Annotated in this window: 21 protein-coding genes; all 21 read left to right on the top strand. The window is 61.7% G+C overall.

Translation table 11 applies throughout. The annotated features are described in order from the left end of the window. The 21 genes from thrB (at nucleotide 1) to ABHM97_RS08840 (ending at nucleotide 21,923) form a co-directional block, all read left to right on the top strand. Nucleotides 1-975: a homoserine kinase gene (thrB, locus tag ABHM97_RS08740; protein ID WP_235521616.1), complete on the top strand. Its 975-nt coding sequence runs from the start codon at nucleotides 1-3 to the stop codon at nucleotides 973-975. Nucleotides 976-1,275: 300 nt separating this feature from the next. Beyond that, nucleotides 1,276-3,420, top strand: coding sequence for a transcription termination factor Rho (gene rho, locus ABHM97_RS08745; protein WP_349470342.1), 2,145 nt, complete (start codon nucleotides 1,276-1,278; stop codon nucleotides 3,418-3,420). 253 nt (nucleotides 3,421-3,673) lie between these two features. Further along, nucleotides 3,674-4,747, top strand: coding sequence for a peptide chain release factor 1 (gene prfA / locus ABHM97_RS08750; RefSeq protein ID WP_235521614.1), 1,074 nt, complete (start codon nucleotides 3,674-3,676; stop codon nucleotides 4,745-4,747). A 33-nt stretch (nucleotides 4,748-4,780) separates the two neighbouring features. Further along, nucleotides 4,781-5,653, top strand: a complete 873-nt coding sequence (gene prmC, locus ABHM97_RS08755; RefSeq protein WP_349470344.1) for a peptide chain release factor N(5)-glutamine methyltransferase — start codon at nucleotides 4,781-4,783, stop codon at nucleotides 5,651-5,653. A 12-nt stretch (nucleotides 5,654-5,665) separates the two neighbouring features. Further along, nucleotides 5,666-6,481: an L-threonylcarbamoyladenylate synthase gene (locus ABHM97_RS08760; RefSeq protein WP_349470345.1), complete on the top strand. Its 816-nt coding sequence runs from the start codon at nucleotides 5,666-5,668 to the stop codon at nucleotides 6,479-6,481. Then, a complete protein-coding gene (locus ABHM97_RS08765; protein ID WP_349470346.1) occupies nucleotides 6,478-7,263 on the top strand; it encodes a WecB/TagA/CpsF family glycosyltransferase in 786 nt (261 codons plus the stop codon). Before ABHM97_RS08760 ends, ABHM97_RS08765 begins: the two co-directional genes overlap by 4 nt. Beyond that, nucleotides 7,264-8,223, top strand: a complete 960-nt coding sequence (locus ABHM97_RS08770) for a glycosyltransferase (RefSeq protein WP_349470348.1) — start codon at nucleotides 7,264-7,266, stop codon at nucleotides 8,221-8,223. It abuts the gene before it with no gap. A gap of 279 nt (nucleotides 8,224-8,502) precedes the next feature. Beyond that, nucleotides 8,503-9,618 (top strand): MraY family glycosyltransferase, encoded by a 1,116-nt coding sequence (locus ABHM97_RS08775; RefSeq protein WP_235521609.1) that lies wholly within the window; start codon nucleotides 8,503-8,505, stop codon nucleotides 9,616-9,618. Nucleotides 9,619-9,736: 118 nt separating this feature from the next. Then, on the top strand, nucleotides 9,737-10,228 hold the full coding sequence (locus ABHM97_RS08780; protein ID WP_235521608.1) for a Cg1360 family ATP-synthase-associated protein: 492 nt from the start codon (nucleotides 9,737-9,739) through the stop codon (nucleotides 10,226-10,228). Continuing rightward, nucleotides 10,215-10,550: a hypothetical protein gene (locus tag ABHM97_RS08785; RefSeq protein ID WP_235521607.1), complete on the top strand. Its 336-nt coding sequence runs from the start codon at nucleotides 10,215-10,217 to the stop codon at nucleotides 10,548-10,550. The genes ABHM97_RS08780 and ABHM97_RS08785 overlap by 14 nt, the downstream gene beginning before the upstream one ends. Before the next feature lie 81 nt (nucleotides 10,551-10,631). Beyond that, entirely contained in the window at nucleotides 10,632-11,432 is an 801-nt protein-coding gene (gene atpB / locus ABHM97_RS08790) for a F0F1 ATP synthase subunit A (RefSeq protein WP_235521606.1), read from the top strand. An 80-nt stretch (nucleotides 11,433-11,512) separates the two neighbouring features. Next, the gene (atpE, locus tag ABHM97_RS08795) at nucleotides 11,513-11,731 is read left to right on the top strand and encodes an ATP synthase F0 subunit C (protein ID WP_011775261.1); all 219 of its coding nucleotides are present in this window, start codon (nucleotides 11,513-11,515) and stop codon (nucleotides 11,729-11,731) included. A gap of 50 nt (nucleotides 11,732-11,781) precedes the next feature. Continuing rightward, a complete protein-coding gene (locus ABHM97_RS08800) occupies nucleotides 11,782-12,339 on the top strand; it encodes a F0F1 ATP synthase subunit B (RefSeq protein ID WP_349470349.1) in 558 nt (185 codons plus the stop codon). Further along, a complete protein-coding gene (locus tag ABHM97_RS08805) occupies nucleotides 12,339-13,166 on the top strand; it encodes a F0F1 ATP synthase subunit delta (RefSeq protein ID WP_349470350.1) in 828 nt (275 codons plus the stop codon). Before ABHM97_RS08800 ends, ABHM97_RS08805 begins: the two co-directional genes overlap by 1 nt. Before the next feature lie 86 nt (nucleotides 13,167-13,252). After that, entirely contained in the window at nucleotides 13,253-14,890 is a 1,638-nt protein-coding gene (atpA, locus tag ABHM97_RS08810) for a F0F1 ATP synthase subunit alpha (RefSeq protein WP_211711786.1), read from the top strand. Between the two features lie 76 nt (nucleotides 14,891-14,966). Then, a complete protein-coding gene (locus ABHM97_RS08815) occupies nucleotides 14,967-15,857 on the top strand; it encodes a F0F1 ATP synthase subunit gamma (protein WP_211711548.1) in 891 nt (296 codons plus the stop codon). An 84-nt stretch (nucleotides 15,858-15,941) separates the two neighbouring features. Continuing rightward, the gene (gene atpD, locus ABHM97_RS08820; protein WP_014922173.1) at nucleotides 15,942-17,393 is read left to right on the top strand and encodes a F0F1 ATP synthase subunit beta; all 1,452 of its coding nucleotides are present in this window, start codon (nucleotides 15,942-15,944) and stop codon (nucleotides 17,391-17,393) included. A 1-nt stretch (nucleotide 17,394) separates the two neighbouring features. Continuing rightward, a complete protein-coding gene (locus ABHM97_RS08825; RefSeq protein ID WP_026540143.1) occupies nucleotides 17,395-17,679 on the top strand; it encodes a F0F1 ATP synthase subunit epsilon in 285 nt (94 codons plus the stop codon). Nucleotides 17,680-17,689: 10 nt separating this feature from the next. Then, on the top strand, nucleotides 17,690-18,121 hold the full coding sequence (locus ABHM97_RS08830) for a DUF2550 domain-containing protein (protein WP_235521603.1): 432 nt from the start codon (nucleotides 17,690-17,692) through the stop codon (nucleotides 18,119-18,121). A gap of 5 nt (nucleotides 18,122-18,126) precedes the next feature. Then, complete coding sequence (locus ABHM97_RS08835; protein WP_349470351.1) at nucleotides 18,127-19,425, top strand: alpha/beta hydrolase; 1,299 nt, start codon at nucleotides 18,127-18,129, stop codon at nucleotides 19,423-19,425. Next, nucleotides 19,407-21,923: a phosphatidylglycerol lysyltransferase domain-containing protein gene (locus ABHM97_RS08840; protein WP_349470352.1), complete on the top strand. Its 2,517-nt coding sequence runs from the start codon at nucleotides 19,407-19,409 to the stop codon at nucleotides 21,921-21,923. Before ABHM97_RS08835 ends, ABHM97_RS08840 begins: the two co-directional genes overlap by 19 nt. Nucleotides 21,924-21,950: the final 27 nt, after the last annotated feature.

Raw genomic sequence — 21,950 nt, forward strand, 5'->3', positions numbered from 1 at the left:
GTGGAATCAACGCAGCCCACCGCGACCGATCGTGCACTCGTCGCGGCAGGCCAGCGGCTGACCGTCAAGGTCCCCGGTACGAGTGCCAACCTGGGCCCCGGTTACGACAGCCTTGGCTTGGCCCTGTCCATCTATGACACTTTGACGGTTGAAACCCTTGGCACCGGAGAGCTCGAGTTCGAGCTCTCCGGTGAGGGGGCAGATACCCTCCCCCGCGATGCCAGCCATTTGGTGGTGCGGGCGATCGACCTGGCGCTGGATCGCCTTGGCTTTCAGCGCTCGGGCCTGAAAATTACGGCTGAAAACGTCAATCCCCATGGCCGGGGGCTCGGTTCGTCCGCGTCGGCTGTTGTGGCGGCAGTTACTGCTGCCAACGCCTTGGTTCCGGAGGAATCCCGGCAGGGCCTCGACTGGGTCCTCCAGTTGACCAGTGAGATCGAAGGTCACCCGGACAACGTCGCACCGGCGATTTTCGGCGGACTGGCGCTGTCATGGCAGGACAGCGAGCAGTACAGCAGCACCCGCGCCGATGTGGCGCCCGAGGTTATCCCCGTGGTGGCTGTGCCCGACTACGAGCTGTCCACGGAAACTGCCCGCGGACTGCTTCCTGCATCCGTTGGCCATCACGCGGCAGCCATGAACTCCGGACGCGCAGCCCTGCTCATCCACGCTCTGACAGCGCAGCCTGAGTTGTTGCTGCCGGGCACCGAAGACTACCTTCACCAGAGTTACCGGGCCCAGGCCATGCGTCCCAGTGCGGACCTCATTGCGGCGCTCCGTTCCGCCGGACATGCAGCTGTCGTCTCGGGCGCCGGACCCACCGTGATGGTGCTGGCCCATGGCGAACAAGAAGCCGCGGTTGTTACTGAATTCATCGAGGCGTACACGGCGTCCAACACACCCGACGTCGGTTGGCGTGTGATGACGCTGGCTGTAGACGTTCAAGGTGCTAGAGTGGAAGTGCACCGCCGGTAAAACCGCGGGCAGTTCCCTGATTTTGGATTGCGGCACCTTTGCCGTACCTTTCGTCAACTGTGCCAACGTTGGTGGTGCCGTCTCTTTCCGGCCTCAGGTGCCGCAGATCTTTCTCTGTTCCTGATCAATTGGCCGGCTGTCCGGGTAACTGGATCCAGTGATGACGATCAGTATCCGGCCCTGGTGGCCACAATCCATCAGGCACGGCCAAATCGCAGGCTGCAGATCTGAACTGCAGCCCAGAACAAATCATCGCGTCCAGCTCTCGCTCTGGACGCCGTCGAGGGGGAAGGATCCTTCGTGACAGAAACCACTGAGCTGTCTTCAGCTGTGGACACAACATCTTCTGCTGCCGAGTCGTCAACGGCAGCAACCACCAAGAGCAGCGGGCTTGCGGGCCTTAAGCTTGCCCAGCTTCAGGCTCTCGCGAGCCAGCTGGGCATTTCCGGGGGATCGCGCATGCGCAAGGGGGACTTGGTCACGGCCATTTCGGCCCACCGCGCAGGTACTTCCACCACGAAGGCTCCCGCCAAGGCCTCAGCCCCGGTCAAGGCCAACGCTGCCGTAGCCAAGGAAGCTCCGGCTGCGGAGGTCAAGGCCTCGGACAACGGCGCCTCTGCCGAGTCGGCTGAAGCCCCGGCCCAGGAAGCCCCGCGTGCCCGTGGACGTGGTCGAAGCCGCCGCGCCACCAGTGACGGCGTCGTAGCGGCGGCTGAAGCCGCATCGGCTCCGGCCGAGCCCGTAGCTGCACCGGTTGCTGATGCACCTGCTTCAGTGGAAACGCCGGAGGCAGGCACTGAACGCCGCCAGCCGCGCACCCGTAACCGCCGCCGTGGCGAAGCAGCCGCAGCCCCCGCTGAGGCACCGGAGGCTCCGGCCGCTGAGCAGCGCACCGATCAGCGCGAACAGCGTGCCGACCGCACCGAGCAGCGCGAACAGCGCGGCGACCGCACCGAGCAGCGCGAACAGCGCGGCGACCGCACCGAACAGCGGGAGCAGCGCACTGAACAGCGCGAGCAGTCCGATTCCGGCGAGCAGCGCGACCGCCGCGACAACACCCGTGGCCGCCGCGATGACAACAACGACGGCGAAGACACGGGCAACCGTCGTAACCGCCGGAACCGTCGTGACCGCAACGACCAGAACGACCGCAGCGATCGCCGCGGCGGTCAGGACAGTCGTGACGGGAACACCCGCAGCGACCGTTTCCGTGACCGCAACGAACGCCGCCGTGGCCGCGCCCAGGGACCGGACGTTGACGACGTCGAGGTCACCGAGGACGATGTGCTGCTGCCCGTAGCCGGCATCCTGGACGTCCTGGAGAACTACGCGTTCATCCGTACGTCCGGTTACCTCCCCGGTGCCAACGACGTCTACGTTTCGCTGGCACAGGTCAAGAAGTACAACCTCCGTAAGGGCGACGCCGTCGTGGGTGCCATCCGCGCACCGCGTGATGGCGAAGACCGCAGCCAGCAGTCCGCCCGCCAGAAGTTCAACGCGCTTGTCCGCGTCACTTCCGTCAACGGCAAGACTCCCGAAGAGCTCAAGGACCGCGTCGAGTTCGCAAAGCTCGTTCCGCTGTACCCGTCCGAGCGCCTCCGCCTGGAAACCGACCCCAAGAAGATCGGCCCGCGTGTCATCGACCTCGTGGCTCCGATCGGCAAGGGCCAGCGTGGCCTGATTGTCTCCCCGCCCAAGGCTGGTAAGACCCTCATCCTGCAGTCCATCGCCAACGCCATCACCACCAACAATCCTGAGGTCCACCTCATGATGGTGCTCGTTGACGAACGTCCCGAAGAAGTCACGGACATGCAGCGCACAGTCAAGGGTGAGGTCATTGCCTCCACCTTCGACCGTCCCGCAGACGACCACACCACCGTTGCCGAGCTCTCCATCGAGCGCGCCAAGCGCCTCGTGGAAATGGGCATGGACGTGGTAGTCCTCCTGGACTCCATGACCCGCCTGGGCCGCGCCTACAACCTGGCAGCACCGGCCTCCGGCCGCATCCTGTCCGGTGGTGTCGACTCCGCAGCTCTGTACCCGCCCAAGCGCTTCTTCGGTGCTGCCCGCAACATCGAAAACGGCGGCTCGCTCACCATCCTGGCAACGGCTCTCGTGGAGACCGGCTCCAAGATGGACGAAGTGATCTTCGAAGAGTTCAAGGGCACCGGCAACATGGAGCTCCGCCTGTCCCGCCAGCTGGCTGACAAGCGAATCTTCCCGGCTGTGGACGTCAACGCGTCCGGCACGCGCCGCGAAGAGAACCTGCTCTCGCCTGAAGAAGTCAAGATCATGTGGAAGCTGCGCCGCGTCCTCTCCGGACTGGAGCAGCAGCAGAGCCTTGAGCTGCTGACCAACAAGATCCGGGAGACACAGAGCAACGTCGAGTTCCTCATGCAGGTTCAGAAGACGACGCTCGGAGCGAAGTCGGATAACGACAAGTAGCTGTGCTCTAACCGCTCAAAATATGCCGGCCCCGCCCCTACGCCGGGTAGCTTCCGATCTGCGATCGGAAGCTACCCGGCTCCGGCAGGCCCGAAGCCACTCCCTGGCCGGCATATTTTGAGCGGTCTTTGTTTAAGGAATCCTTGGCCCGACACCACGTGAGGTCAGAGACGGCCCAGTGGGCCCCCAAATGGGCTGTGCGTGACCACACGATGCAGTTATTAGACTTGTAGAAGTCGAAAGAGGTTTGAGAATGTTTGAGTCCGTACAGGGATTGCTTGATGAGCATGCTGCTATTCAGGCGCAGTTGAGTGATCCTGCCGTTTACGCTGATCAGTCTGCGGCCAGGAAGTTGGGGCGGCGGTCTGCTCAGCTTCAGGGCATTGTGGAGGCTTACAACAAGTGGCGCGGGCTCAACGATGATCTTGAGGCTGCCAAGGAGATGGCTGACGAGGATCCCGAGTTCGCCGCTGAAGTAGTGCAGTTGGAAGAGCAGATCCCCGCCGCTGAGGAGCGTCTTCGCCGGCTGCTGATCCCGCGTGATCCTGATGATGCCCGCAACGTGATCCTGGAAGTCAAGGGTGGCGAAGGTGGCGATGAAGCTGCGTTGTTCGCCGGCGACCTCCTGCGCATGTACATGCGCTACGCCGAATCCCGTGGCTGGAAGACCGAAATGATCTCGGCCACCGAATCTGACCTCGGTGGTTACAAGGACGTCTCCGTCGCGATCAAGGGAAACTCCAACGATCCCGCTGAAGGTGTCTTCGCCAGGTTGAAGTTTGAGGGCGGCGTCCACCGTGTGCAGCGCGTTCCCGTGACCGAATCGCAGGGTCGTATCCACACCTCCGCTGCAGGTGTCCTGGTTCTTCCCGAAGTGGATGAGCCCGAAGAGCTTGAAATCAACCAGAACGACCTCAAGATCGACGTTTACCGTTCTTCAGGTCCCGGTGGCCAGTCCGTGAACACCACTGACTCCGCCGTCCGCATCACCCACTTGCCCACGGGCATTGTTGTGGCGATGCAGAACGAGAAGTCGCAGCTGCAGAACCGTGAAGCCGGCATGCGCGTTCTTCGTGCCCGGCTCCTTGCCCACCAGCAGGAGCAGATCGACGCCGCCAACTCGGAACAGCGCAAGTCGCAGATCCGCACCATGGACCGTTCGGAGCGCATCCGCACGTACAACTTCCCGGAAAACCGGATTGCGGACCACCGCACGGGTTATAAGGCCTACAACCTAGATGCCGTGATGAACGGCGATCTTGAGCCCGTCATCCAGTCGGCCATTGAGGCTGACGAACAGGCGCGCCTGGACGCCATCGGCGAATAGCACCCTGCCGCACTCCAACAGCAGAGTAGATCCATGACGTTTTACCCAGGCCAGAGCCTCGCGGACGCAGTTCGCGAGGCTACTGCCATTCTTACCGAGGCGGGCGTGCCCACGCCGCGCGTGGACGCGGAACTTCTCGCGGAGCACCTCCTGGGAGTCGGCCTTGGCCGTCTTCGCGCGATGCTCCTCGGCAGGGATCCTGCGCCTGAAGGCTATGCGGACCTGGTGGCCGAACGTGCCGGGCGGGTGCCGTTGCAGCACATCACCGGCGTCGCGTATTTCCGGTACCTTGAACTGCGCGTTGGCCCCGGTGTGTTCATACCCCGGCCTGAAACGGAATCGGTGGTCCAGTTGGTCATCGACCACCTGGCAGGAATGCCACATCCCAAAGTAGTGGACCTTGGCACCGGATCCGGCGCGATCGCCGGCTCGATTGCCCACGAGGTCCCGGGTGCCGAAGTCCACGCGGTTGAGTTCAGTACTTTTGCGCACGCGTGGGCCGCGAAGAACCTGGAACCCTTGGGGGTCACGCTCCTGCAGGGTGATCTCAGAGATGCGCTGCCCGAACATAACGGAACCTTCGACGTCGTCGTTTCCAACCCCCCGTACATCCCGGCGGAGGCGATACCCACAGAACCGGAAGTTGCACTCCACGATCCACCCGAGGCACTGTACGGTGGGGGAGCGGACGGCATGGAACTCCCGACGGCGGCAGCAGCCTCTGCGGCGCGGCTCCTGAAACCAGGCGGCTACTTTGTGATGGAACACGCTGAAGTCCAGGCGGCGTGGATCGCGGGGATGCTCCGGGGAACGGGACGTTGGAATGACGTCACCACGCACTTTGACCTGAACGGCAAGGAACGTGCCACCAGCGCAGTGCTGGCAAGCGCCGCTCCTGATGAGTGAAAGAATAGGGCTGTGACCACAACCTACAATTGCACTTCCGATGACCAGCGGACTGAAGGCCTTCAGCACGCCCAGCGCGCCATCAGCGAAAAGAAGTGCATCGTGCTTCCCACTGACACTGTTTACGGCATTGGTGCGGACGCCTTTTCACCCCTGGCCGTCACCCTGCTGCTCGCTTCCAAGGGCCGCAGCCGCCAGATGCCTCCGCCGGTGCTGATTCCCCGGATCAATGCCCTGGATGGGCTGGCCACCGATGTACCGGCGGATGCCCGGGCACTCGCGCAGGCTTTCTGGCCCGGTGGACTGACCCTCATTCTGCACGCCCAGCCATCCCTGGACTGGGATTTGGGCGATACCAAAGGCACCGTAGCCCTCAGGATGCCAGACGACGAGATCGCATTGGACCTCCTGAGCCTGACCGGCCCGCTCGCAGTCTCCTCCGCCAACCGCACAGGCCAGGAGGCGGCCCAGACAGCTTCCGAGGCCCGCCTCCAGCTGGCTGAATCGGTGGAGGTCTACCTGGAAGGCGGGTTCCGGCCCGTCAAGGGCACCGCAGCGCTGCCGTCCACGATCGTCGATGCCACGTCCACGCCATTCCGTGTGGTTCGCCAAGGCGCCATCGAGCTCGAACGCCTGCGCGAAATCGTTCCGTCCATCCTTGGTTTTGGGGAAACCCTCGGGGCTGAGGTCCCGGGACCGCAGGCCGAACCCGAGGAAACCGCCTCCGGTGACGCGCAGGCGGACGTATCGGAACCTGCCGCCGTCGAACAGGGACCTGCGGCCGACATCGCGGAACCAGGCGCTCCAGTCCAATCCAAGCCCGAATGATTCCCGACCGCCAACGCGTCCCCGTCCTTGACGTCGACGCCACTCCGCTGCGCGTTGATGAGCTCATCAATGCCATGGGCGGCCTCATTGCAGCGGGCACCACCGCCACGGTGCTGGGTCACAACCTCCACAGCATTACGCTTTTCCACTCCTGCCCGGAGTTCCGCTCCCTCTACCGGGACAGTTCCATTGTCCTGCTGGACGGCGCGCCCGTGGCCTTGCTGTGGGGCCTGGCCCACAGGAAGCAATTACATCCACTCGGCCAAGGAGCCATGGCCTACCGGCTTGGGTCAATGGATTGGATTCCTGACCTCGGGAAAGTGCCCGGCTTGCAGCGCGTGGCAGTGGTTGGTGCTGGTCGTGAGGCCAACACGAAGGCCGTCATGCGGTTGCGGTCCATTGCGCGCGGCGTAACCGTTGACGGAATGCCGGGTGAAGACTGGGATGGCGCCACGGAGGCCGCCGTAGTGAACTGGCTCAGCGACTTCCGTCCCCAGCTGGTGCTCCTGGGTTTGGGGATGCCCCTTCAGGAAGCTGTCCTCCGGCGACGACTCGCGGAGTTGCCACCGGCTGTGTACTGCGCAGTTGGAGGGGCCATTGAACAGGTTGCAGGCGTCCAGAAACTTGCTCCGCGCTGGCTGGGGCGCCTGGGCCTGGAATGGGCCTGGCGACTGCTGCTCCATCCGGGGCGGGTTGCCTACAGGGTATTTGTTGAACCGTGGAAGCTGGCAGGCCTCTTGATTCGCCGCCGCTTCCAACCATCCAAGACCGAAGGCCAGTGAATGACCTCCCAACCCATTGTGGTCGCCGTCGTGGTGACCTATAACCGGCGTGAACTTCTCCTGACAACCTTGGCGGGGATCGCCTCTGGCACCCGGGTGCCGGACGTCGTCGTCGTCGTCGACAACGCCTCCACGGACGGAACAGCGGAGTTCCTGCGGACCTACCAGGGGCCGGTGACCACGGACGTGGTGACGTTGAATACCAACGTAGGCGGCGCAGGAGGCTTCGCAGTCGGCATGGAACGCGCAGTCCTTGACCATCGCGCAGACCACGTGTGGATCATGGATGACGACACTGAGCCCCAGCGCCCGGCGCTGCAGGAAGCACTGGACCTTGCCCAGGCATATGGGCAGGACACAGGAGACGTCCCTGGTTTCATCGCCAGCCGCGTGGTGTGGACTGATGGTCGCGACCATCCCATGAACCGCATGCGCCCCCGGATGGGCGCAAGCGAAGAATCCCGAAGCGCCGCTGCCCGACTCGGTGCCACGCAAATCCGCAGCGCTTCGTTCGTTTCGGTCCTCATCCAAGCAGCGGAAATCAGGCGCCACGGACTGCCCATAGCGGACTACTTCATCTGGAACGATGACCTGGAGTACACCGCCAGGGTTTCCCGCAAGGGCATCGCACTGAGCACCAACGCGTCGGTTGCCAACCACCACACGAAAGTCTTTGGTGACGCCGGCGCCGACCCGGGCCCCCGCTTCTATTACGAGGTGCGCAACAAGGTGTGGGTCTACACGCGGTCCAACGCACTGGCGCCGTGGGAAAAGGTGCTCTTCACCGGTGCTTCACTGAGAAACTGGACCCGGACGATCATCGCTTCCAAGAACCGGAAAGTACTGTTGGCAGGACTTTTCAATGGCCTCCGGGACGGCCTTAAGGCCCCGCGACCCAACGCCGAAGTGTTGGCCGGTATCTACGCGCTGCGTGATGTCCGGCAGCCCGTCCGGCAGTAAAAAAGCGGTGCTAAGGCAGCTAAACAACTTGGGGTACTGCGGCTGCGTCACAGGCTGGTCACGGCCGATGGCATTAGTATCGTGACAAGAGTCCACGAAAATCCCGCAACATTCGGCAGAGCCGGTGCAGGCATGGCGACGGAGTAGTTCCATTTATCCACAGACAGAATTCCACACCTTGAGCTGCCCGGGATTCCCCGGCATCCAGGCGGGGATCCGGCCACGTTCGCTGACAAGCGCTTCCGATCCAACCGGCGGACAACTTCCGGGAGCCGCAGCATGATCATGTATCTGCTGATGGCGCTTACGGCTGCCGTGGTGTCCTACGCGGGGACGTGGGGCGCACGCGTGGCAGGGAACAAGCTGCGGCTCTACCGGCCCATCCGGAGCCGCGACATGCACTCCGTGCTGATTTCCAAGCTGGGCGGCCTGGGCATTTTCGCCGGCTTCTTCGTCGCGTTGGTTGTTGCCAGCAATTCCTTCTTCGTCAGGGACATTTTCAGGCACAACGATGCTCCATGGGGGATTCTCGCGGGCGCCGTCGTCATCGTGGCGGTTGGAGTTGCGGACGACATCCTGGACATTCGCTGGTGGATCAAACTGCTGGGACAAGGAGCGGCTGCGCTCATTGTGGCTGTCTGGGGAGTCCGGATGTCCGTCGTCCCGTTCATCCCCGAACCGATCTTCCTGGGCTCCGAGGTGGTCCAGATTGTCCTCACCGCGGGCCTGATTGTCACCACCATGAACGCTGTGAACTTTATCGACGGGCTCGATGGACTGGCAGCAGGGGTCGCAACCATTGGCGGGGGAGCGTTCTTCCTCACCGCCTACTGGGTCCACCGCAACAACCCCTCCACCGACAATTCAGACCTGGCGACACTCCTGATGGCCATCCTGGTCGGCAGCTGCATCGGCTTCCTGCCCCATAACTGGTTCCCGGCAAAGATCTTCATGGGGGATTCGGGAGCCATGCTGATCGGGCTGCTCATGGCATCCGCCGGCGTCGTGGCGACGGGACAGATCGGGTCCGGCCTCTACGACCGCGCCAACGGTATCCCCACAGTGGTTCCCATCCTCCTGCCCTTCGCGGTCCTGTCCCTTCCACTCCTGGATCTGGGAATGGCGGTGATCCGGAGGACGGCAAGGGGACAGTCACCATGGTCCGCCGACCGTGGGCACCTCCATCACAAGCTGGTCGACCTGGGGTACTCGCACCGCACCGCCGTCGTCATGCTGTATGTGTGGACCTGCATCCTTGCGTTCGGCGGCGTCGCCTTCGCGGTCTTCCCGTGGCAGGTGGTACTCATCGTTGTCATCGCGGCAGCGCTCGTCATGGCGGCAGTCACGGCGTGGCCCTACTTCACCCGGAACTCGACGCGGCCGGGGGAGCAGTAGATGAAGTCTGGTTAGAGTCACAGTTCTATCTCATGTAGAATTCTTACTGCGGACAGTCACTCGCCCGTAAATCCCCCTTTGAGAAGATGGCACCTGTGCCACAAGGATTGGTATCCCCATGACATCCAACGCCGAAACCGGACGACCGTCCGGTAAACGTGGTGTTGGATCTGTTGGCGGCCAGTCTTCGTTGTGGCTCCGGTTGCTCATGCTCAGTGCCGCAGCAGCGGTGGCAGCAACAGCCATAACCTGCGTCATCGCGGCCTTCATGAACGGCGGGCAGGGCGCTCTTTCAGCAGCGTTTGGCTCCGCCTTGGTCATGCTCTTCTTCGGAATCAGCCTCCTGATCGGCCATTTTGTTGGCCGTGACAACCCTTCCGGCGCAGTCGGGCTCTTTGTTGCCACGTATTTCATCAAAGTGATCGGATTCGCCGTGGTGCTCTTTGTGCTCGGCGCTCCGGACTGGCTCCACCACCGCTGGTTCCTGATTGGTGCTGTGGTTGCCGTTGTCTTCTGGCAGGCTGCAGAAATCTACGGCTTCAGCAAGGCCCGCCTCCAGATCTACAACGACCCAGCCGAGCAGAAGGATGGTCCGGATGTCTCCGCGTAAGCGCTATTCACGCCCGTCCCTTACTGCCCAGCAGCCTGCCAGCGGCAACGAAACCGGCAACGACGGAAACGACGGCGGATATAACGCCGGTATGGCTGTCTTCAGCTACATCATTGGCGGGATCATTGTCTGGAGTTTGGTAGGCTGGGGTCTGGATAATCTGTGGGGGACCCGCTGGATTGTGCTCCTTGGCGCTCTGCTGGGAGCCGCAGGAGGGTTCTATCTTTCCCATATGCATGGCCTCACCAGGCAAAGCACCACTCCTGGCGAGAGTAACGCAGACAGCGGTCCGTCCACGGACGGGGACAGTAATGCCAAATAATTTCACACGGATGACGAATGCGTCCAACGCGTCCGGACTCCAACCAATGCCCAATGATGGACACAGCAGAGAGGAAACGCGTTGATCGCGCTTGCGCTCCCCGCCCAGGATTCGGGGTCCTTCACCCCACCCGGAATCGACGAAATGCACCTGCCGGCAATCCTGCCTTGGGGTGCGCACGATGGCTTCTCCAAGCAGATGCTGCTGGTGATCCTATCGGTCGTCATTATTGCTACATTCTTTATCCTCGCTGCACGTAAGCAGCAGCTGGTTCCCGGCAAGCTGCAGTTCGCAGGCGAGATGGCCTACGGCTTCGTCCGCAACAGCATCGCCAAGGACATCATCGGCGGCAAGGACTTCATCAAGTATGTCCCGCTGTTGTTCAGCTTGTTCTTCTTCATTTTGGTCAACAACATCTATGGCGCGATCCCCGTCATCCAGCTGCCAAGCTTCTCCCACGTTGGTGGAGCGTACGTGCTGGCAGGCATCGTCTTCTTCACCTGGATCGCAATCGGTGTCAAGAAGAACGGCCTGAAATACTTCAAGCTCGCAACCGTGCCGTCGGGAATCCCGTGGTACATCCTGCTGATCGTCGTACCGATCGAAATCATCTCCAACTTCCTGGTCCGCCCCGTCACGCACAGCCTCCGTCTGTTCGCGACCATGCTGGCCGGCCACCTGATCGTGATGCTTGCCGGTTCCGGCATCGAGTTCCTTGTCATGCAGGAGAACGTACTGCTCAAGGGTGCATCGGTCCTGGTTCTGGTTGGTGCGATCGCCATGTACATGCTCGAGGCCCTGATCATGGCCCTGCAGGCATACGTGTTCACTTTGCTGACCGCGATCTACATCGAAGGCGCCCTGCACGCCGACAGCCACTAAGGCTCACAACACTTCCCCTTGCGGGGATGAAGCAACCCAAACAACCTGCCGCACGGGCGGCATCTTGAAAGGAAGAAAAAATGGAAGGCACCATCAACGGCTCCCTCAACCTCATCGGCTACGGTCTTTCGGCCATCGGCGGTGGTATCGGTGTGGGTCTCGTGTTCGCCGCTTACATCAACGGTGTTGCACGTCAGCCGGAAGCTCAGCGTGTGCTGCAGCCGATCGCGTTCCTTGGTCTGGCACTGACTGAAGCTCTTGCCATCCTCGGCCTGGTCTTCGCTTTCGTTCTTTCCTAGTCCTTAGAACCAAGCGAATCCCAAGCACGAGTAGATAGGACGGGTGAAATATGAATCAGCTGATCATCTCAGCCGCCACTGAAGGCGAAAAGGGCACCAACCCGCTCGTTCCCAATATCTGGGAAATGGGTGTCGTCCTCGTTGGCTTCGCAGTCCTCCTGTACATCGTGGTCAAGTTTGTTGTCCCGATGTTCGAGAAGACCTTCGCGGAGCGCGCCGAAGCGATCGAAGGTGGCATTGCCAAGGCCGAGGCGGCACAGGCGGAAGCATCTGCAGCACTCGAAGAGTACAAGCAGCAGCTCACCGATGCCCGCGCCGAAGCCAACCGCATCCGCGAAGAAGCACGTGCCGAAGGCGCCCAGATCCTCGCGGACCTGAAGGCCAAGGCCGCTGCCGAGTCTGCCAGGATCACCGAGCAGGCACACGCCGCTATCGAATCGGAGCGCCAGGCAGCAGTTGTCTCGCTCCGCTCCGAGGTTGGCACCCTGGCAACGACGCTTGCCGGCCGCATCGTTGGTGAAGCACTCACCGATGAGGAGCGCGCTGCACGCGTTGTGGACCGCTTCCTTGCAGATCTGGAGACCCAGAGCGCAGGTGCAGCTAAGTAATGGCAGGTATATCGAGCGAATCGCTGACCACAGCGCTGGCGCAGTTGGAAGCCAAGCTTCCCTTCGCCTCGCTGCAGTTGGCTAAGGACCTCTTCGGAATCCTGGGAACGGTGGACAGCTCGGCTGGCTTGCGCCGCGCCCTGACTGACCCGTCCCGTACCGGAGACGAGAAGTCGGCGCTGGTCAAGCAGCTGGTTGGCGGGAAAGTCTCCGCTGATGCTGCTGAGATTGCGGGCGGGTTGGCTGGCTCACGCTGGGCATCTGCACGCGATATCGGCGATGCACTCGAGACCCTTGCCGCCACGGTGGTCATTGCTGTAGCTGAAAACAAGTCGGCCGTTTCTGCCTCTGGTATCACGGGGCTGGAAGAGCTGGAAAACGATCTGTTTGCTTTCAACCAGGCCGTCGCTTCCAGCCACGAAGTACAACGTGCTTTGTCTGAGCCGCAGGCGTCGCCCGCGGCAAAGATCGCACTGGTCGAGAAGCTTGTTCCTGGCATCAGCGAGGAAGCCAAGGTTCTCATCAGCCAGGCAGTGACGCATCCGCGGGGTGTCAAGCCGAGCAAGCTTGTCGAGTCCTTCGCCAAGCTTGCAGCCAAGCGCCAGCAGCGCTGGATTGCAACCGTCAGCGTTACCCGTCCGTTGACGGAAACGCAGGCCAGCCGTCTGCAGGCCGGGCTGAACGCCCTTTACGGCCGCGAACTGAAGGTCAACGTCAATGTCGAACCGGCACTGATCGGCGGAGTCCGCGTCCAGGTAGGTGACGAAGTGCTTGACGCTTCGGTCATAGCCCGCCTGACCGAACTTCGCCGCCAGCTCGCTGGCTAAGCAAAGACAAAGCACAACTTAACTGATATAAATCCCGGTCATCGTGAGCAACGATGATCACGAAAACAGGAGAGCAGGGACTGCAGATGGCCGAATTGACCATCAACGCCGACGACGTCCGTAATGCGTTGAACGAGTTCGCGGCGTCCTACGAACCCGGTAACGCAGAGCGCGTAGAGGTTGGTCGTGTGACCACCGCAAGTGACGGCATCGCCCGTGTTGAGGGTCTTCCCTCGGTCATGGCGAACGAGCTGCTTCGCTTCGAAGATGGCACGCTGGGCCTCGCCCAGAACCTCGACGTCCGCGAGATCGGTGTCATTATCCTCGGTGACTTCACCGGTATTGAAGAAGGCCAGGAAGTTCACCGCACCGGTGAAATCCTGTCCGTTCCGGTTGGCGATGCCTTCCTGGGTCGCGTTGTCGACCCCCTGGGCCAGCCGATCGACGACCTTGGCGAGATCAAGGCAGAGGGCACCCGTGCACTGGAACTCCAGGCACCGGGCGTTACCGAGCGCAAGTCGGTTCACGAACCGATGCAGACCGGCCTCAAGGCTATCGACGCCATGATCCCGATCGGCCGTGGCCAGCGTCAGCTGATCATTGGTGACCGCCAGACCGGTAAGACCGCAATCGCAGTGGACACCATCATCAACCAGAAGGCCAACTGGGCTTCGGGAGATGTCACCAAGCAGGTCCGTTGTGTCTACGTTGGTGTTGGCCAGAAGGCTTCCACCATCGCAGCCGTACGCCAGACCCTTGAGGACCACGGCGCACTGGAGTACACCACCATCGTGGCGTCCCCGGCATCCGACCCCGCTGGCTTCAAGTACCTGGCACCTTACGCAGGTTCTGCCATCGGCCAGCACTGGATGTACGGCGGCAAGCACGTCCTGGTGATCTTCGATGACCTGTCCAAGCAGGCCGAGGCTTACCGCGCCGTGTCCCTGTTGCTGCGCCGTCCGCCGGGACGCGAAGCCTACCCGGGCGACGTCTTCTACTTGCACTCCCGCCTGCTGGAGCGTTGTGCAAAGCTCTCCGACGAGCTCGGCGCGGGTTCGATGACCGGTCTTCCGATCGTTGAGACGAAGGCGAACGACGTTTCCGCCTACATCCCGACCAACGTGATCTCCATCACCGATGGCCAGATCTTCCTCCAGTCGGACCTCTTCAACGCCAACCAGCGTCCTGCTGTTGACGTTGGTGTGTCTGTGTCCCGCGTTGGTGGTGCCGCACAGGTCAAGTCCATGAAGAAGGTCTCCGGTACTTTGAAGCTGGACCTGGCCCAGTACCGCGACATGCAGGCCTTCGCCATGTTCGCATCCGACCTTGACGCTGCTTCCCGTCAGCAGCTGACCCGTGGTGCCCGCCTGATGGAACTGCTCAAGCAGGGCCAGTACTCGCCGTTCCCGGTCGAGAACCAGGTTGTGTCCATCTGGGCTGGTACCAACGGCTACCTGGATGACGTTCCGGTTGAGGACATCAGCCGTTTCGAGTCCGAGTTCCTGGAGCACCTCAAGCACCAGTCCTCCATCCTGACCACGCTGGCCCAGACCAACGTCCTGGATGACGACACCGCTGCTGCACTGAAGGAAGCCATCGTTTCCTTCAAGAAGGGCTTCTTCGGCCAGGGCGACAACCACTTGGTTGGCGCAGGCCACGAAGAGCACGCAGCGATCGCCGGCGGCGACGTCGACCAGGAAAAGATCGTCAAGCAGAAGCGCTAGTTTCGATAACCTGCCCTGCCGGGGTCCGCAAGGGCCCCGGCAGGGCAGCACATCGGGAACATAGGAAAGGATAAGTATGGGAGCCCAGATTCGGGTCTACCGTCAGAAGATCAGCTCGACGACGTCGATGCGCAAGATCTTCAAGGCGATGGAACTGATCGCTACCTCGCGCATCGGTAAGGCCCGCGCACGCGTAGCAGCTTCACTGCCTTACGCGAACGCGATTACCCGCGCCGTTTCTGCTGTCGCAACTCAGAGCGAAATCGATCACCCTCTGACCACGGAACCGGAGCAGATCCGCCGTGCCGCTGTCCTGATTATTACTTCAGACCGCGGCCTTGCAGGATCCTACTCGGCCAGCGTGCTCAAGCAGGCTGAAGGTCTCTTCGAGCTTCTTCACGCAGAAGGCAAGGAAGTCAAAGCGTACCTGGTTGGCCGCAAGGCGCAGGCGTACTTCGATTTCCGCAACCGGTCATACTCCCGCGTATGGACCGGCGGCACGGACGCACCGGAATTCGAAACCGCCCAGGAAGTCGGCGCTGCACTTTTGGAAGACTTCTCCACAGACTTCGAAGAGGGAGGCGTGGACGAGATCCACGTCGTCTACACCCGCTTCAAGTCCATGGTGACGCAGGAACCCACGGTTATCCGTTTGCTCCCGCTGGAGGTCGTCGAAGAGGAAGCAGCCTCGGAGTCGGAGCTGTTGCCGCTGTACGAATTCGAACCGGAAACCGAGCAGGTGCTTGATGCACTGCTCCCGCGTTACATCGAATCCCGCATCTTCGCAGCAATGCTGCAGGCTGCAGCTTCCGAGCTCGCTGCCCGCCAGCGTGCCATGAAGTCGGCCGGTGACAACGCTACGGATCTGATCAAGAAGTACACGCGCCTTCGCAACACGGCCCGCCAGGCCGAAATTACGCAGGAGCTTTCCGAAATCGTGGCCGGCGCCGACGCTCTCGCGTCCTAGCCCGCAGCTGTTTCGGTTGTAAAGCCTTACCTGCAACAACAGATAAACTTAACCCCACGCCATCTACTGAGTGAAGTGAGAGAGATGACTGCCACTGCTACCGAACACGTAGCAACGGCCGGTGCCACCGGCCGCATTGCCCGTGTTATTGGTCCGGTTGTCGACGTCGAATTCCCGGCTGACGCAATCCCGTCGATTTACAACGCTCTGACCACTGAGATCACCCTCAATGGGCAGACCAAGACCATCACGTTCGAGACCTCCCAGCACCTGGGTGACAACCTCGTTCGCGCCATCTCCCTGCAGGCTACCGACGGACTTGTCCGCGGTACCACCGTGCAGGACTCCGGCGCTCCGATCTCCGTTCCTGTTGGCGACGGCGTCAAGGGCCACATCTTCAACGTGTTGGGCAAGCCCCTCGACGTTGAAGAGTCCGAGATCAAGGCTGACGCTTACTGGCCGATCCACCGCAAGGCTCCGTCCTTCGCTTCCCTCGAGGGCTCCACGGAGATGCTCGAGACCGGCATCAAGGTCATCGACCTTCTCACCCCGTACATCAAGGGTGGAAAGATCGGTCTGTTCGGTGGCGCCGGCGTCGGCAAGACCGTTCTGATCCAGGAAATGATCACACGTGTTGCCCGCAACTTCGGTGGTACTTCCGTTTTCGCCGGTGTCGGCGAGCGTACCCGTGAAGGTAACGACCTCTGGGTTGAAATGGAAGAGGCAGGCGTTCTTAAGGACACCGCCCTTGTATTCGGCCAGATGGATGAGCCGCCGGGAACGCGTCTGCGCGTGGCCCTGTCCGCCCTGACCATGGCGGAGTACTTCCGCGATGTCCAGAACCAGGACGTGCTGCTCTTCATTGACAACATCTTCCGCTTCACGCAGGCAGGTTCGGAAGTTTCCACGCTGCTCGGCCGCATGCCGTCCGCTGTGGGTTACCAGCCGAACCTTGCTGATGAGATGGGTCTGCTCCAGGAGCGCATCACCTCCACCAAGGGTCACTCCATCACGTCGATGCAGGCCATCTACGTGCCCGCTGATGACTACACCGACCCGGCTCCGGCAACGACCTTCGCACACCTCGACGCGACCACGGAACTTTCCCGTGAAATCGCATCCCGTGGTCTGTACCCGGCCGTTGACCCGCTGACGTCGACCTCCCGCATCCTGGACCCCCAGTACATCGGTAAGGACCACTACAACACGGCTGTCCGTGTTAAGCAGATCCTGCAGAAGAACAAGGAACTCCAGGACATCATCGCCATCCTTGGTGTTGACGAACTGTCCGAAGAGGACAAGATCGTCGTGTCGCGTGCACGTCGTATCCAGCAGTTCCTCTCCCAGAACACCTACACCGCCAAGCAGTTCACCGGCGTCGAAGGCTCCACCGTGTCCATCAAGGACACTGTTGAAGGCTTCACCGCTATCTGCGACGGCGAGCTGGACCACATCGCAGAGCAGGCGTTCTTCAACGTCGGCGGCCTGGATGATGTCGAGCGCAACTGGGCCAAGATCCAGGAACAGACCAAGTAGTATGGCTGAGCTCGAGGTTGAGATTGTCGCAGCGGACCACTTCGTGTGGTCCGGGGCGGCCAAGATGGTGAAGGCCCGCACCAGCGATGGTGAAATCGGAATCCTGCCGGGCCACTCGCCCCTTCTGGCCATCCTGGCCGAGGGCGAGCTGGCAATCCAGCCGGTTTCCGGTGACCGGATCGCTGTAGTTGTTGACGGTGGATTCTTCTCCGTGGACAACGATCGCGTGGTCATTGTTGCTGACAACGCCAAACTGGGCGAAGCGGCTACAGCGGGGATCCGATAGCACGACCTTGATGGACGATTCCCTTTTTCCGTTCATCGCCCTGGCAACAGCGTTTACGTTGCTGATCATTTCACTGTGCCTTCTGGGGGTGCGCCGCTTCAATCTGCGGCGTGCCCTCGGCACGGTAGACGCCTCCATTTGCATGGCTGGAAACAGCTGGCAGATGGGGGTTTGTCGTTATCAGGACAATGAGCTTGAGTGGTTCCGCTTAATGTCGCTCAGTGTGATTCCCAAGTACAAGTTCACCCGCAGCTCACTGGAGCTGCTCGGGCGGCGCCAGCCGACTGAGGACGAACTCGTGAGGGTTCAACCCGGCGTCGTGGTCGTCGAACTGCAGTATGAAGGCACCAAGTTCATGCTTGCCATGAACTTTGATGCCTATGCAGGACTTTCGTCCTGGCTGGAGGCCGGTCCGGTCATCGGCGTGGGAACCTGGCGATAGGCGACATGGACTTCCTTTCGGATGTCAGCCTGGTTGATGGGCCCTTCATGTGGTTCTGCGTCGGATTCGGGGCTGTTGGGGGCTTGTACCTGCTGTGGCGCCGCCAGCGGTCCTGGCCTGTCGTAGTCCTGGCCTGCCTTCTCCTGTCCGTAGGTGTAGTGGCCCTGGTCCATTGGATCCTGATTGACCTCATGGCATCGTTCTCGGAGAACCTGCCATTTGAGACGTTGGTCTGGTCTGTCATTGCAGTCACAGCCCTGCTCCTGAGTATTGCGCGCCTTCCACGAAACGGCGCCAAAAGTCGCTTGCTGGGTTGTGTGGCGATGTTGGGCGTGGTTCTCCTGTGCGTTGCCCAGGTAAATCTTTACTTTGGACTCAACAAGACTGTGGCCGATTTGCTAGGCACGGCCGTGGCGCGGATACAGCCGCTGGAGCCAAGTCTCCAACGGTCAGCGGGCAGTGTGCCCGGCCCGTCGCTGAGTGCATGGAAAGCTCCTGATTCCCTGCCTGGAGGCGGAGTCCTCCGCAAAGCCCACATTCCCGGTACGGCTTCAGGCTTCGATGCCCGGGACGCTTACATTTATCTTCCGCCTGCCTACTTGTCGACGCCGCGGCCCAGTCTGCCTGTTCTCATTCTTTATGCGGGACAGCCCGGTGGTCCTACCGACTGGCTGAGTGGCGGGCGGCTCCGGGCGCTCCTGGACCGCTTCGCCGAGGACCACGGGGGATTGGCGCCCGTGACGGTAGTGGTGGATCCCAATGGGTCGGCCAACGCAAACACCATGTGCATGGACAGCAACATCGCTCACGCCGACACGTACCTGTCCCAAGACGTGCCAGCCTGGATCAGCAGCACTTTGGACGTCTCCACTGACCACAGGCAGTGGGCAGTTGGCGGATTCTCTTTCGGTGGCACCTGCGCCCTGCAAATGGGAACCCTGCACCCGAACCTGTTTCCTTCCGTTGTTGCCTTCTCCGCCGAGCGTGAGCCGGCCCTTGCCAAGGACCGAGGCAAGACGATTGCCGACTCGTTCGGCGGGGATGTTGAAGCTTTCGAGTCCAGGACGCCGTTGGTTCTGATGGCTGAACGCAGGTATTCCGGCAGCGGGGTGTATCTGGTTTCCGGTGAAGCCGACCACGAGTTCACCGCGTCCATGCATGAACTGGCAGACGCGGCGCGGAACTCGGGATTCGACACCCATGAGCAGTCCATTGCCCGTGCCGGACACTCCTGGGACGCCGTCATCGAAGGGATGCCGGGTGCGCTCGGATTCCTTGCCAAGCGGTGGGGAATCCCGCAGTGAGCCTCGCCCTGAGCCGTATGGTGATGCCAGCGATCAGGCAAGCGGGCAGGCACCTGCGTTCCACACCTTTCACTCTCTTTGCGCTGATGCTTTTTGTTGTGCTCTCCCTAGCGTCCGGAAGCCTGTTGACGGGCCCGCCGGAGCCGTGGCTTCCAGTGGCCGGTGTTTCACTGGCTGGGCTCAAGGCTGGGGAGTGGTGGTCCATCTGGACCTCCCTCTTCTTCACCACCAACCCCCTCGCCTACGTCACAGCCATTCTCATGATGCTCTTCCTGCTTGGTTTGGCCGAACGGCGCTTCGGACCACTCAAGACGGCAGGGGTTTTTTTGGGCGGCCAGTTCGCCTGCGTTTCCGCGTTCTTGCTGGTCACCCAAATTGCCCGCCAAGCTGACGACGGCTGGTTGTCGCGCATGGCCGACACCCGGTTGATTGGTCCTTACGGCGCCATCCTGGCTACGGCCATGGCAGCGAGTGCGCTTCTTCCCACCCTGTGGCAGCGACGCCTGCGGACGGTGACGCTATCCATTTCATTGCTCCTGCTGCTGTACGTTGGCCACGCAGAGACGGTCGTGGGGTTCCTCGGTGCGCTGATTGGGCTCGCCGCCGGGTGGTGGATGCAGAGTAGCCAGGGGCATCTTCATCTCTACCGGTCCACGGGCAGGGAAGTGCGCAACCTGCTTTCCTTGACCATGGCGATCTTCGCCGTGGGGCCAATCGTGACGGCTGTAGCGAAGAGCCCCTCTGGACCGCTGTCCCTGCTGCGTGATGTCATCCTGAATCCTTTGCCCACCCTGAGCCAGTTGGAAACCAGCTGTGGCGGAACGATCGACGTCGCGTGCCTTGAATCGGGACGGCAAGCGTATACGGGACCTTTCGGGCTGGCCCTGGCAGTGGTGCCGGTTGTGCTCCTGCTCATTTGCGCGGACGGAATGCGGCGGGGCCGCCGGCTGGCCCTGGGGATTGCCATCGGAGTGCAGCTGGTAGTGGTCGCGTTGTCAGCAATCTACCTGGCCCTCTTCGCCGGAATGCCTCGGGCGCAGGGGCGTCCTCACGTTGGGATGCTGAACTCGGCCGTGGTGCACCTGATTCCGTTGGTACTTGTTCCCCTGGTGCTTGCGCTTCTGATGTTCGTATACCGGGGGCACTTCAGGGTGGGGTCCTCAGAGCGGCTTCGCCGGAGGGTTTTTTGGTGGGTGGGGCTGACCGGTGGTGCGCTCATCATCGCTTACACAACGGTTTGGCTGGCGTCGGGCGGGATGGACCGCGACGGTGGACTGCTTGGCTTGGCAGCTGAGCTTGCCCGCCAGTACCTCCCGGTCCCACTGCCGGGGGTCTACCGGAAGGTTTTTGCCGACCGTGACGTCCTTGAGGTCTTCCTTTTTTCCTACTCCGGCACGGTCTTTTGGCTCGTCGCGCTGGCGGGGGTCTGGGTCCTCCTGGTCCGTGGGCACCTGGCTGGAGGCTTGGACCACCAATCACGCCAGAAGGCCCGGATGTTGGCCATCCAAGGCGGCGATTCGTTGTCATGGATGGCGCTGTGGGAGCCAAACAAGTACTGGTTCACGGCAGATGGCACCGGGGGAGTTGCCTATCAGCAACACGGTCACGTGGCCCTGACGCTCGCCGGTCCCCTTGGCGCCGCGGAGAACCACGTAGCTACGGCTGAGGGATTCCTTGAGTTCTGTTCCCAGCACGCCCTGATCCCGTGCTTCTACTCCTGCACCGATGAGTTATGGCCCATGCTGCAGTCCAAGGGTTTTCGCAGGGTCGCGGTGGCACAGGAAACCCGTCTCCGGATCAGGGACCTGGAGTTCCGGGGCAAGGAGTGGCAGAACGTCCGGACGTCCCTCAACCGCGCAGCAAAACGTGGCATCACAGCCAGTTGGGGCCGCTATTCGGAGCTGCCGCTCGGCGTCCGCGCCCAGGTCAGCGAGGTTTCCGAAGAATGGGCTGCACAGAAGAAGATTCCCGAGATGGGCTTCACGCTCGGTGGCTTGGACGAGCTCGAGGACGACGACGTTCTGTGCTGCGTGGCCGTGGACGAGGCGGGTTATGTCTACGGGGTGACCAGTTGGCTTCCGGTGCACCAGGACGGAAAGATTGTGAGCTGGACGCTGGACTTCATGCGGCGGCGCGGTGATGCCTTTCCCGGAGTGATGGAGTTCCTCATAGCCTCGGCCGTCCTGCATCTGCGGGACTCGGTGGAAGTTATCTCGTTGTCGGGCTCCCCGCTTGCCAGTGACAAGGGTGAAATCGAGCAGCAGGCGAAAGGACTTGCCGGAATTCTCGACGCCGTGGGCCAGGCGCTGGAACCGGTTTATGGATTCCGGTCATTGGCATCCTTTAAGTCACGATTCCAACCTGAGTACCGGTCCTTGTACATGTATTACCAAGACCCGCTGCACCTTCCCGCAATGGGACGTGCGTTGAGTCGCGCGTATCTGCCGGGATTGTCGGTACGACATTCTGCAAGGCTTCTTCGAACATTGGTTGGTTGAATTGTCAACGCCTATTGGTGGAGGCTT

The sequence above is a fragment of the Paenarthrobacter sp. CAP02 genome, assembly GCF_040137855.1.
Classification (GTDB): Bacteria; Actinomycetota; Actinomycetes; order Actinomycetales; family Micrococcaceae; genus Arthrobacter.